Origin of the sequence: Vreelandella malpeensis (assembly GCF_020622355.1) — a bacterium.
GTDB classification, from domain to species: Bacteria; Pseudomonadota; Gammaproteobacteria; order Pseudomonadales; family Halomonadaceae; genus Vreelandella; species Vreelandella malpeensis.
Genome location: NZ_WHVL01000010.1, coordinates 16,157 through 28,680, shown reverse-complemented (window position 1 = coordinate 28,680; position 12,524 = coordinate 16,157). Strand labels below are relative to the sequence as shown.

10 protein-coding genes are annotated in these 12,524 nt (G+C 65.1%); 7 read left to right on the top strand and 3 right to left on the bottom strand.

The features are described from left to right. The 3 genes from GEV37_RS16740 to GEV37_RS16730 all read left to right on the top strand — a co-directional run. The coding region (locus GEV37_RS16740) for a hypothetical protein (protein WP_227391413.1) at positions 1 to 192 on the top strand (192 nt) is incomplete at its 5' end. A 257-nt stretch (positions 193 to 449) separates the two neighbouring features. Then, positions 450 to 2,387, top strand: coding sequence for a sensor histidine kinase (locus GEV37_RS16735; protein ID WP_227391412.1), 1,938 nt, complete (start codon positions 450 to 452; stop codon positions 2,385 to 2,387). After that, entirely contained in the window at positions 2,380 to 3,762 is a 1,383-nt protein-coding gene (locus GEV37_RS16730) for a sigma-54-dependent transcriptional regulator (protein WP_227391411.1), read from the top strand. Before GEV37_RS16735 ends, GEV37_RS16730 begins: the two co-directional genes overlap by 8 nt. Here the strand turns inward: GEV37_RS16730 and GEV37_RS16725 are convergent. The 3 genes from GEV37_RS16725 to GEV37_RS16715 all read right to left on the bottom strand — a co-directional run bounded on the left by GEV37_RS16725 (position 3,738) and on the right by GEV37_RS16715 (position 6,425). After that, positions 3,738 to 4,409: a metal-dependent hydrolase gene (locus GEV37_RS16725; RefSeq protein ID WP_227391410.1), complete on the bottom strand. Its 672-nt coding sequence runs from the start codon at positions 4,407 to 4,409 to the stop codon at positions 3,738 to 3,740. The two genes, GEV37_RS16730 and GEV37_RS16725, sit on opposite strands and share 25 nt — an antisense overlap. A gap of 89 nt (positions 4,410 to 4,498) precedes the next feature. Beyond that, a complete protein-coding gene (locus tag GEV37_RS16720) occupies positions 4,499 to 5,053 on the bottom strand; it encodes a gamma carbonic anhydrase family protein (protein WP_227391409.1) in 555 nt (184 codons plus the stop codon). Between the two features lie 25 nt (positions 5,054 to 5,078). Further along, a complete protein-coding gene (locus GEV37_RS16715) occupies positions 5,079 to 6,425 on the bottom strand; it encodes a sodium-dependent transporter (protein ID WP_227391408.1) in 1,347 nt (448 codons plus the stop codon). Between the two features lie 175 nt (positions 6,426 to 6,600). Between GEV37_RS16715 and prlC the strand changes: the two genes are divergently transcribed. The 4 genes from prlC (at position 6,601) to GEV37_RS16695 (ending at position 12,481) form a co-directional block, all read left to right on the top strand. After that, positions 6,601 to 8,649 (top strand): oligopeptidase A, encoded by a 2,049-nt coding sequence (prlC, locus tag GEV37_RS16710; RefSeq protein WP_227391407.1) that lies wholly within the window; start codon positions 6,601 to 6,603, stop codon positions 8,647 to 8,649. Positions 8,650 to 8,710: 61 nt separating this feature from the next. Then, positions 8,711 to 8,953: a YheV family putative zinc ribbon protein gene (locus GEV37_RS16705; RefSeq protein WP_227391406.1), complete on the top strand. Its 243-nt coding sequence runs from the start codon at positions 8,711 to 8,713 to the stop codon at positions 8,951 to 8,953. Between the two features lie 262 nt (positions 8,954 to 9,215). Further along, positions 9,216 to 10,196 (top strand): TAXI family TRAP transporter solute-binding subunit, encoded by a 981-nt coding sequence (locus GEV37_RS16700; RefSeq protein WP_227391405.1) that lies wholly within the window; start codon positions 9,216 to 9,218, stop codon positions 10,194 to 10,196. Positions 10,197 to 10,288: 92 nt separating this feature from the next. Continuing rightward, positions 10,289 to 12,481 carry a TRAP transporter permease gene (locus tag GEV37_RS16695; protein ID WP_227391404.1) on the top strand — a complete coding sequence of 731 codons (2,193 nt, stop codon included), beginning with the start codon at positions 10,289 to 10,291 and terminating at the stop codon, positions 12,479 to 12,481. Positions 12,482 to 12,524: the final 43 nt, after the last annotated feature.

The following is a 12,524-nucleotide window of genomic DNA, read 5'->3' as shown; positions in this document are numbered from 1 at the left end:
CCCTCATCGGCAAACGCCCACATGAATTACCTGATCATATTTTTAAAGAGCGATTCGCTGAAGCTCGACATTGGCTCGATGACCGGAGCCGCTTGCCTCAGCGAGGAAGGCGTATTCTACGCATTCCATGGTGTTTGTCAACCGCTGATTTCGCGATGGACGTCAGCCTCGAACATCTCGCTAACCTCCTGACAAACCGAAGGTTTTCACCTTCTTCACCGCTGGCGACGCTGGGCGTCCCCGGCAGCGGATGCGTACTTTACGGATTCGCCGGGGCGAGTGCAAGGGCTTTTTCGAATTCGTTACAGCATTCGGCTAAAAGACTCATCATACTTCGAAACAGTACTTCCTCGTAGTTGAGCGCAAAGAATAAACTCCCTACCATCGATCACTTCCACCATGCAGGTACGCCATGATCGACTCGCCACGTTTTCACCGAGGCTCGCCGGATGCGCCTTGAGCGCCATGCCACTTCTACAGGGCGCCTTTCGCCCTCCCCCGCACTGTCTCGCTGCTGGCGGCTGGCGTGGCTGATACTGCTCACGTTCGGGCTTCTGGCCAGCATGTGGCAAGCCTCCGACATCGCGCGCGAACGCGCGCTTGCAGAGCTCAAGGAAGATGCCGAGAACGAGCTGCGCCTGTCGGCGGCGAACCTGAACGGCTACCTGCTGCGCTTCGACTACCTGCCCCAGATGCTGGCCACTCGCGAGGGGGTGCGCCGCTTTCTCTCCTCACCGCATAGCCAGGATCCGATGGCGCTCAACCTGCTGCTGGATCGCTTTCGCTTCACCTCCGGCGTGTCCGATGTCTACCTGCTGGACAAGGAGGGCACCACGATCGCCGCCAGCAACTGGCATCGGCCCAACACGTTCATTGGCCACAACTACGCCTTTCGAAGCTACTACACCCAAGCGATCAGCGGCCGCCAAGGGCGCTTTTATGGCCTGGGCACCCAGTCGCTGGAGCGCGGCTACTTCTTCTCCGCCCCGGTATGGCTCGACGATACCTCGCCGGATGCCACGCCCGATGGCGTGATAGTGGTCAAGGTGTTGCTGGACGAGGTCGAGCAGAGCTGGGCCGAACAGGATGCCGAACTCTTCGTCACCGACCGCGACGCCATCATCTTCATGGCCAGTCGCCCCGAGCTTCGCATGAGCGCGCTGAACGCCTTGAGCGCCACCGAGCGCGAAGCGCTGCGCCGCACGCAGCGCTACGCCATGGAGCCGCTGGCGTACTCCGGCATCGTCGTCGAGGCCGATCAGGGGCCGAGCGGCCAGATGGTCCGCTTCGAACACGGGCCGCTGAGTGGCGAACGCTACTTTCGCCAGACGCGCTCGCTGGTCGAGTTCGGCTGGCAGATGCACATTCTCAAATCTCTGGCACCGGTGATCAGCGCCCAGTGGATGGCCGCGTTGATGGCCGGCGGGCTCTACGGCATCGTAGCCCTGGGCGGCGGTATCGGCTGGCAGCGGCGAAGGCTTCGCCGCGAGCGCGAAGCCTTCGCCGAACGCGAGCGTCAGACCCTTGCCCGGGTGCGCGACGAGCTCGAGATCAGCGTCGAGCGGCGTACCCACGATTTGACGGCCAGTAACCAGTTGCTCTCCGCCGAGATCGACGAGCGCCGCCGCGCCGAGACGAACCTGCGCCAGACGCAGGACGAGTTGATCCAGGCCGCCAAGCTCGCCGTGCTGGGCCAGTTGGCCGCCGGCATCAATCACGAGCTCAACCAGCCGCTGGCGGCGATTCGCGCCTACGCCGAGAACGCCCGGCGCTTCATCGAGCTTGCACGTGTCGACCAGGCCGACGCCAACCTCGCCCAGATCGTCGAGCTGACCGAGCGCATGGCCGACATCAGCGCGCAGCTTCGCCAGTTCTCACGCAAGAGCAGCGAGCGCCACGAAAGCATCGCCGTGCAGGCATGCATCCACTACGCGCTACGCCTGTTTCACAGCCGCCTGCGCGACGAGCGCATCGAGGTCATCGAGCGGCTGCCTAACGAGCCCCTGTGGGCTATCGGCGACCTGGTCCGCCTGGAGCAGGTGCTGGTGAACCTGATCGGCAATGCCCTGGCCGCCATGAAGGAACGCCCCGCCCCGACGCTGACCTTGAGTGCTGCGCGCGATGCCGGCGGCGTTGTCATCCACGTGCAGGACACCGGCCCGGGCATCGTCGAGGAGCACCTGACGCGCATCTTCGAGCCCTTCTTCACCACCAAGGCTCCCGGCAAGGGTCTGGGGCTTGGGCTTTCGATCTCGTCGCGCATCATGGACGATCTTGGCGGCACCCTCACGGCGACCAATGCCCCCGAAGGCGGCGCGCGCTTTACCCTGACCCTGCCTGCGGCCGTGCCGCCGGGCACCGACTCCTTGGAGAGCCGCCATGCATGAATCGCCACTCCTGCCGGTGATGATCGTCGACGACGAGACTCACCTGCGCATCACCGCCGCCCAGACGCTGACGCTTGCCGGCTACGCGCCGCAGGTCTTCGAATCCGCCGAGCAGGCGCTCGACGCGCTGCCCCATCACTTCCCTGGCGTGGTGGTCAGTGATATCCGCATGCCCGGCATGGACGGCATGGCGCTGCTGCACGAGATCAAGCGTCGCGACCCCACGCTTCCGGTGATCCTGATCACCGGCCATGGCGACATCTCCACCGCCGTCGAGGCCATGCGCGCCGGTGCCTGGGACTTCCTGGAAAAACCCTTCGCCGGGGAGCAACTGCTGGATGTGGTACGTCGCGGCATCGAAAAGCGTCAACTGAGCCTCGAGAACACTCGCCTCAAGGCGGAGCTCGAGGCACAGCAGGCGGCGCTCGGACCGCGCCTGGTGGGGCGCACGCCGGTGATCTCGCACCTGGCGGCGATGATCCAGCGCATCAGCCAGGTGGAAACCGACGTGCTGCTGTTCGGCGAGACCGGCACCGGCAAGGACCTGGTCGCCCGGGCGATCCACGAGCGCAGCGCCCGGCGCAACCATCCGTTCATGGCGATCAACTGCGGCGCGGTGCCGGAGCACACCATCGAGTCGGAGCTGTTCGGCCACGAGCGCGGCGCCTTTACCGGCGCGGTGGAACGGCGTATCGGCAAGTTCGAGCACGCCAACGGCGGCACCGTGTTTCTCGACGAGATCGAGTCGATGCCGCCGGCGCTGCAGGTGAAACTTTTGCGCGTGCTGCAGGAGCGAAGCGTAGAGCGTCTGGGCGCCAACGAGACGATCGCGCTGGACATTCGCGTCATCGCCGCTACCAAGGTGGACCTCAAGGTCGCCGCCGACGAGGGCCGCTTTCGCGAGGACCTCTACTACCGCCTCGACGTCGTCACCCTGCCGCTACCCGCCCTGCGCGAGCGCCGCGAGGACATTCCGCTGCTGTTCCAGCACTTCGCCGTGGTCGCCGCCAACCGCAGCGGCCTGGAGGCGCCGACGCTGGACAACCACGCCGTGGCCACACTCCTGGCCCACGACTGGCCCGGCAACGTGCGCGAGCTTCGAAACCTCGCCGAGCGCTACGTGCTGCTCGGCGCGGCCTTCGACTATCGCCTCGACGTGCTGCTCGCCGGCGAGACCGCTAGCATCGAGGAACCCACCCTGCCCCGCCAGGTAGAGCTGTTCGAGAAGAGCCTGATTAGCCAGTCACTGGCGCGCCACCAAGGCCGGGTGATCGACGTCTGCCGCCACCTGGGTCTGCCGCGCAAGACCTTCTATGACAAGCTCAAGAAGCACGGGCTCAGCGCCGAGGACTACCGCCACAGCAGCGATCCTTGATGCAAGAGTTCGCCCAGCACTCCCCAAGGCGGCACCCAGGGAATCACCGTCAAAAGCGCGATCAGCATCAACAGGTTCGACACCGGCCGGCGGCTGTCGCCAAGCTTCATCGCCGTGCCGAAGGAGCGCTTCAGGCGCGCGCCCTCGAGATCGACGCTGAACAGCTCGTCAAGTCCCAGGTGAATCAGAAAGCCCAGCAGCACCGCCGCCCCGTGGGACCAGGCAAGCCAGGGTGGCTGGACCAGCAGGTGAAAGCTGACCGCGGCCGTGGCGAAGGCACACAGCGCCCCGGCCAACAGCGAATGCCAGATGCCGCGGTGCACCGTCAACTTGGAGAACAGAAGCCCCGCCAGGTAGCGCACCCCGAAATAGATGCCCCCGCAGGCGACGAGCAGCGCCCCCGGCGTGAGCCAGGGCTGGAGCAGCAATACGCCCAGCACCAGGGAGGGCACGGAGAGCAGATTGAAGATCAAGCGGATGGATTTGGAGCGGTCGGCATCGATATCCGGAAGGATCCCGCCGAAGGCTACCAGGGCAATGACCAGCAGCGCCTGGGATGGCGACCACCACTGATGGTGATAACCCGCATAGGCCAGGAGCGTGCCGCCCGCCGCTGCCACGCTGATGTGCGTGCGAAAGTTCGCCATGTCGCGGCACCCTGCAAACTGTATAAATTAACAGATTATAGTCGTCCGCGACATGGCTTGAATAGAAAAAAGAGCGCTCGGCCAACCGTTTAGGGCGTACTGGCAGCCGCCTCGGCCAGGTACTCGTCCTTGAGCTTCACGTAGTTGCCTGCGGTGTAGCTGAAAAACGCCCGCTCCTTCTCCTTCAAGGGGCGCAGCGCTTTCGCCGGGTTGCCTGCGTAGACGAAGCCGCTCTCGAGCCGCTTGCCCGGTGTCACCACGGCGCCAGCGGCGATGATCACCTCGTCTTCCACCACCGCGCCGTCCATCACGATCGCCCCCATGCCCACCAGGATGCGGCTGCCGAGCGTGGCGCCATGCAAGAGTGCCTTGTGGCCGATGGTCACGTCGTCGCCGACGGTGAGCGCGAAGCCCTGCGGGTTGAAGTCACTGGCGTGGGTGATGTGCAGCACGCACCCATCCTGCACGCTGACCCGGGCACCGAGCCGAATGCGATGCATGTCGCCGCGAATCACCGCCATCGGCCATACCGAGCAGTCGTCGCCAAGCGTCACATCCCCGATCACCACGCTCGACGGGTCGACGAACACCCGCTCGCCGAGCCGGGGAAAATGGTCCTTGAATGCTCTCAACGCCTTGCTCATGCGCTCTCCTCTTGCGCCTTCGGCCTCACAGGGCCAGCACGCCGCCGATCAGTACCACGACGGTCAACGGAATCGATACAAATCGCAGCGTAGCACGCCACAGTCGAAAGCCTCGAGTGCCGGCGCCGAGCGCCTTCGCGGCGTGCGCCTCGGGTAGTACCCAGGCGGCGAAGATGGCGATCAAGAGCCCGCCCAGCGGCAGGAAGACGTCCGGTGGAATCGAGCTCAGAAGCTCGAACACGTTGCGCCCGAGCAGCGGGCGGAACTCCGCCAGCGTCGAGAACGACAGCGCCGCCAGTACCCCCACCAGCCAGACCCCGAGGGCGACTGCAGCGGTGCTCAGACTGCGCCGCCAGCCAAGCCCGGTGAGCGTGGCCACCATGGGTTCGGCCAGGTTGATCGCCGAGGTCCAGGTGGCCAGCAGCAGGAGCAGGAAAAAGCCGCAGAGCCAGAGGCTGCCATAGGGCAGCTCGGCGAAGGCGATGGGCAGCGTGACGAACATCAGCCCTGGGCCTTCGCTCGGGTCGAGCCCCTGAGCGAAGACGATCGAGAAGATCGCGATGCCTGCCAGCAGCGCCACGAGGATGTCGAGCACCGCCACCGCGAAGGCCGCTCGGGTCAGGCTCTGCTCCTCGGGCATGTAGGCGCCGTAGGCCATCAACGCGCAGGCGCCCACCGCCAGGGTGAAGAACGCATGGCCCATGGCGTGGAAGACCACCGTGGCATCGAGCGCTGCGAAGGAGGGCAGAAACAGCCAGCGCAGCGTCTCCTCGAAACCCGCCGTGGTGGCGCCGTAGCCCGCCAGCACCAGCAGCAGCAGATAGAGCAGCGGCATCAAGACGTTGTTGAGCCGCTCGAGGCCCTTGGACACCCCGGCGGCCACCACGGTCATGGTGATGAACAGAAACAGCGAGTGGTTGAACACCAGAAGCCCGGGATTGGCCAGAAAGGCGTTGAAGCTTGCGCCAATCGCCTCGGGGCTCTGGCCGTCGAAGTTGCCGTTGACCGAGGCGACCAGGAACTCGATCGACCAACCCGACACCACCGAGTAGAACGACAGGATGCAGAACACCGTCAGCGCCCCGAAGAGCCCCAGATAGCGCCAGCGCGGGCTCGCCCCATTCGCCCTGGCAAGGCTTGCCAGCGAGCGCATGGGGCTTTGCCGTCCGGCGCGACCGATGAGAATCTCCGCCATCATCACCGGAATGCCGAGCAGCAGCACGAAACCGACGTAGAGCAGCAAGAACGCCGCGCCGCCGTTCTCCCCGGCGATATAGGGAAAGCGCCAGATATTGCCAAGCCCCACTGCCGCCCCGGTCATCGCGAGGATAAAGGCGCGCTTCGATCCCCAGCGCTCCAGCGTTTCGTTCATCGTCTGCCTCACCCATGGCATCATAAAGGTCGGCAAGCCTAGCAGGCGCCCGCGCAAAGGCCAATCATCCCGCCTGTCGGCGCCGATCCCGGCGGCGCCATTGAAAGCGGGGCCGAGTGCCCGCATTTTCCGGTAAAGCGCAGCGCGCTTCCCATTTCTGTCGACGAGGTGCCCCATGTCCCGCAACCCCCTGCTCGAGTCGCATACGCTTCCCCCGTTCGCCGAGATTCGCGCCGAGCACGTGGTGCCAGCTATCGAAGCGCTGCTCGCCGAAAGCCGCGAAGCCATCGAGCGGCTCGCCGAGCGGGCGACGGCCCAAGCCCCCACCTGGGAGAACTTCGCCGCGCCGCTCGAGGCGGTCAACGATCGTCTCTCCCAGGCGTGGTCGCCGGTGGCACACCTCAACGCCACCATGAACTCGCCGGAACTGCGCAAGGCCTATGAAGCGTGCATCGAGCAGCTCTCCGCCTTCGGTACCTGGGTCGGCCAGCACGAAGGGCACTTTCACGCCTGGCAGGCGCTGAAGCAGGAGCCGACATGGTCGACGCTTGATCGCGGGCAGCAGCGCACCGTGGAGAACGCCCTGCGCGACTTCCGCCTCGCCGGGGTCGATCTTCCCGCCGACAAGAAAGTCCGCTACGGCGAGATCCAGGCGCGGCTTTCCAGCCTTTCCAACCAGTTCTCCAACCACGTGCTCGACGCCACCCAGGCCTGGTATAAGGACCTCGACAGCGACGAGCGCCTGGCCGGCGTGCCGCAGAGCGCCCGCGAGACGCTCAAGGCGCTCGCCGAGGCGAAGGGCATCGAAGGCTATCGCATCACGCTGGACTTCCCTAGCTTCTTCCCGATCGTCAGCTACGCCGACGACCGGGCACTGCGCGAGGAGGTCTACACCGCCTTCGTCACCCGCGCCTCCGATCAGGGTCCGAATGCCGGCACCTTCGACAACGCCGCCATCATCGAGGAGCTTCTGGCGCTGCGCCAGGAGCTTGCCCACCTGCTGGGCTTCGAGACCTACGCCGACCTGTCGCTGGCCACCAAGATGGCCGAGTCCCCGACCCAGGTGCTCGCATTTCTCGACGACCTGGCACGCCGCGCCAAGCCCCAGGCCGAGGAGGAGTTCGATGAGCTTGCGCGCTTCGCCCGCGACGAGCTAGGCATCGACACCCTCGCACCCTGGGACGTCGCCTACGCCAGCGAGAAGCTGCGCGAGGCGCGCTACGCGATCAACCAGGAGCAGCTTCGCCCCTATTTCCCCGCCCCGCGCGTGGTCGACGGACTCTTCCAGGTGCTCGAGCGCCTCTACGGCCTGAAGGTCGAAGAGGACACCACCGTTCCGCGCTACCATTCGGACGTGCGCTATTTCGAGATTCTCGACGACGGCGTGCCGATCGCCGGCTTCTACCTCGACCTCTACGCCCGCGAAGGCAAGCGCGGCGGCGCCTGGATGGCGGACTGCCGCGTGCGCCGTGAAGGCGAACACGGCTTGCAGCGGCCGGTGGCGTTTCTGACCTGCAACTTCACGGCTCCCGTAGGCGGCAAGCCCGCGCTTCTGACCCACGACGAAGTGACAACGCTGTTCCATGAGTTCGGCCACGGCCTGCATCACATGCTCACCAAGCAGACGATCGCCGATATTTCCGGGATCAACGGGGTGGCCTGGGACGCCGTCGAGCTGCCCAGCCAGTTCATGGAGAACTACTGCTGGGAACGCGAAGGGCTCGACCTGCTGGCCCGCCACGTGGACACCGACGAACCGCTGCCCGAGGCGCTGTTCGAGCGCCTGATGGCAGCCAAGAATTTCCAGTCCGCCATGGGCATGATGCGCCAGCTAGAGTTCTCGATCTTCGACCTGCGCCTGCACCACGAGCTCGAGACACCGACGGCGGCGGATGTCCAGGCGCTGCTCGACGAGGTGCGCCGCCAGACCTCGGTGGTGCCGGCCGCCGCCTTCAACCGCTTCCAGAACGGCTTCAGCCATATCTTCGCCGGCGGCTACGCGGCGGGCTACTACAGCTACAAGTGGGCGGAAGTGCTCTCGGCGGATGCCTGGAGCGCCTTCGAGGAGGCCGGCATCTTCGACCCGGCCACCGGTGCGCGCTTTCGCCAGCAGATTCTCGAAAAGGGCGGCAGCGAAGACGCGGCCGCGCTGTTCGAGGCGTTTCGCGGGCGCGAGCCGAGCGTCGAGCCGCTCTTGCGCCACAGCGGCATCCGCGCCGCCTGACCGGATTCAACGGCCGGATTCAACGACCAAGGGGCGCGGCCCGCTGCGCCCGGGAGAAACCATGTCGAGTGTCAAACGCTTTATCGCCGGGGTGACCTGCCCGCGCTGCGCGCAGATGGATCGCATCCGCGCCTGGGAACAGAACGGCATTCGCTACCGTGAATGCGTGAGTTGCGATTTCTTCGAGCAATTGCCCATCGAGGAGGAGAACTCCGCGGAGCTGACCACCCGCGTGAACCAGCTCCGCGACGACCAGAAACGCCAGGACGTGCAGCCGGTTCGTATCCTCGATCCCAAGCGCTGAGCGACGCCCGCCAAATATGATCGATGAAAGCCCCGCCGGTGTGCGTAAAACCGCACATCGGCGGGGCTTTCGTGTGCGGCAAGCCAGCCACTCACCGCTTCGGCGTTTTCTACCAAAGTTGCAGGATAAAATTTCAACCATCTGTTTTAAAAAGCTTTAAAACCCCGTGGCACGTTAATCGCTATACACAGGCTGCTTGGACGACGGGTACGCTACAAACGCCGCCCGCTTCTCTATTAATAACAGCCCAGGATATATCGCCATGCGCCACACCATGCCCAAGACCGCCCTGCTGCTGGCCGGCAGCGCCCTCTTCGCCGCCACCGGCGCCCAGGCCGACCGCGCCGACTGGCCACAGAATTTCACCGTAGGTACCGCAAGCCAGGGCGGCACCTACTTCGTCTACGGTTCCGGTTGGGCCAACTTCATCGCCGACGAGCTGGGGCTTTCCGGCGGCGGCGAAGTCACCGGCGGCCCGACCCAGAACCTGGCGCTGGTGCATTCGGGCGACATGGCCTTCGGCCTGACCACCATGGGCCCCGCCGCCGACGCCATGAACGGCGAGAGCCCGCTGGCCCCGGGCCTGGTGATGGACAACGTCTGCGCCTTGTTCCCGATGTACGAGACGCCGTTCTCGATCACCGCCCTTTCAAGCTCCGGCATCGAGTCGATCTCCGACATTCCCGACGGCGCGCGTATCGGCTTCGGTCCCGCCGCTTCCACCTCGGACACGTACTTCCCGGCGATGCTGGAGACCTTGGGCGTGAACTTCGAGCGCAGAAACGGCGGCTGGTCGGATCTCGGCGGCCAGCTTCAGGACGGCCTGCTCGACGTCATCGCCTTCGCTGCGGGTATTCCGCTACCGGCGGTCAGCCAGCTCGAGGTTCAGACCGACGTCAACATCATTCCCTTCAGCGATGAAGAGCTCGCCACTGTACTCGAGGCCTACCCGGTCGCGGAGTTCGCCATTCCGGCCAGCACCTACACTACCCTGACCGAGGACTCCCAGGTCGTCTCCATGTGGAACTTCGCCATGGCCGGGTGCGACCTGCCCGAAGACTTCGTTTATGAAGTCACCAAGGCCACCATGGAGAACAACGACCGCATGCGCTCGATCCACAGAAGCGCCGAGACCACCATTCCCGAGAACGTCGTTCACAACACCGTGCTGCCCTTCCACCCGGGCGCGGCGCGCTGGTACGCAGAGAACGGCTACGAGATCGACGACAGCTTGATCAAGTAAGTCGACCACACCTTCGAGCTGCCCCGACCGGTACGCCGGCGGGGCAGTTTTGCTCCTCCCCCATTACCGCACTGTTGTGAGGGTGACCTCTGATGAGTCACAAAACCGACCCCATCCCGCACGCTGTTCAGGATGAAGATCACCCGGTCGCCACGTCCACCGCCGCCATCGCCGATGGCGTGGACGAGGAGGTCGTCGAACCCAACCGCCGGGTGTTCGCCGGCTGGCAGTTTCTGCTCTTCGCGGGACTGGCGATCGCCTACTCAGGTTTTCACCTGTTCTCGCTGAACATCTATCCGATCGAGACCTGGTCGTTTCGCATCGTGCACATCGCCGGTGCCCTGATTCTCGGCTACGGCCTCTTTGCCGGCGCCCGCTTCGCCGAAAGCGAGGCCGTGGCCTCGCCCGCCTGGCTCAAGGGCGTGGCGCTGGCGCTCTTGATCCCCGCCGCGTACACGCTGTTCCAGGTCTTCATGATGCACCAGACCCTGAGCGGCGGGGCGATGCGCATCGACCCGGCCATCGAGAGCCTGCACTTCGGCTACCCCTTGATGGCGACCACTGCGGCGGCCATCGTGCTCTCCTGGTTCCTGCGCCAGGCGCGCCACCGCTTCAACCCGGCGGATCTGGTGCTGATGGTGTGCGCGCTGGCAACGGCGGGCTATCTGCTTTTGATCTACAACACGCCGCTGCGCGCTTCGACCGGCACCTCGTTTGCGCCGATCGGCATCTCCTGGGCGGCGATCGCCGGCTCGCTGCTGATTCTCGAACTGACCCGGCGCGTGGCAGGCCTTGCCCTGGTGGTGATCTCGGCGGTGTTTCTGGTCTACGTCTTCGCCGGGCCTTATCTACCGGGCTTTCTGGGCTACCCGGGGCTGTCGCTGCAGCGCTTCTTCAGCCAGGTCTACACCGACGCCGGCATCCTCGGGCCGACCACGGCGGTCTCCTCGACCTATATCATCCTGTTCATCATCTTCGCCGCGTTCCTGCAGGCCTCGAAAGTGGGCGACTACTTCGTCAACTTCGCCTTCGCCGCCGCCGGGCGCGCCCGTGGGGGGCCTGCCAAGGTGTCGATCTTCGCCTCGGGCCTGATGGGCATGATCAACGGCACCTCCGCCGGTAACGTGGTGTCGACGGGCTCCTTGACCATTCCGCTGATGAAGAAAGTGGGCTATCCCGCGCGCAGCGCTGGCGCCATCGAGGCGGCGGCCTCCACCGGCGGGCAGATCATGCCGCCGATCATGGGCGCGGGCGCGTTCATCATGGCGGAAGTCACCGGCATTCCCTACACCGAGATCGCCATCGCCGCGCTGATTCCGGCGATCCTCTACTTCGCCTCGATCTACTTCATGGTGGACTTCGAGGCCGCTCGCAAGGGCATGCGCGGCATGCGCCGCGACGAGATTCCGCGCTTTTCCCACTTGGTGAAGCAGGCCTATCTATTCGCGCCGATCATCATTCTGGTTGCGGCGCTGTTCATGGGCTACTCGGTGATTCGCGCGGGCACCTTGGCAACCGCCTCGGCGGCGGTGGTGAGCTGGATCTCGCCGCACAAGATGGGCATTCGGTCGATCCTCAAGGCGCTGCAGCTTGCCGGCACCATGTCGATCCAGATCATCGCCGTGTGCGCCTGCGCGGGCCTGATCGTCGGCGTCATCTCGCTGACCGGGGTCGGCGCGCGCTTTTCGTCGCTGCTGCTCGGACTTGCCGGCGTGAGCCAGCTGCTGGCGCTGGTGTTCGCCATGCTGATCAGTATTTTGCTCGGCATGGGCATGCCGACCACCGCCGCCTACGCGGTAGCGGCGTCGGTAGTCGCACCGGGTTTGATCAACATCGGCATCCAGCCTTTGGTGGCGCACTTCTTCGTGTTCTACTTCGCGGTGGTGTCGGCGATCACCCCGCCGGTGGCGCTGGCTTCCTACGCGGCGGCGGGCATCTCCGGCGACAACCCGATGGGCACCTCGGTGGCGTCGTTCAAGATCGGTCTTGCAGCCTTCATCGTGCCGTTCATGTTCTTCTATAGCCCGGCCATGCTGATGGAAGGCTCGGCGCTGCAGATCCTGCGCGTGGGCGTGACCGCCACGCTCGGCATCGTGCTGCTTTCCGGCGTGGTGCAGAAGTGGTTCTTCGGACCGGTCAACGGTATCGCCCGCCTGGTGATGCTGGTCGGGGCGATGTTCTTGATCTATGGCGGTATCTATACCGATATAGCGGGACTCGCCATCGCTGCGGCACTGTTCGTCCTGCAGCGGCGCCAGTTCGCCTCCTCGCCCCACCCCACCTGATCATCCCGTGAACGAAAAACGCCCGCAAGGCTCTGCCTTGCGG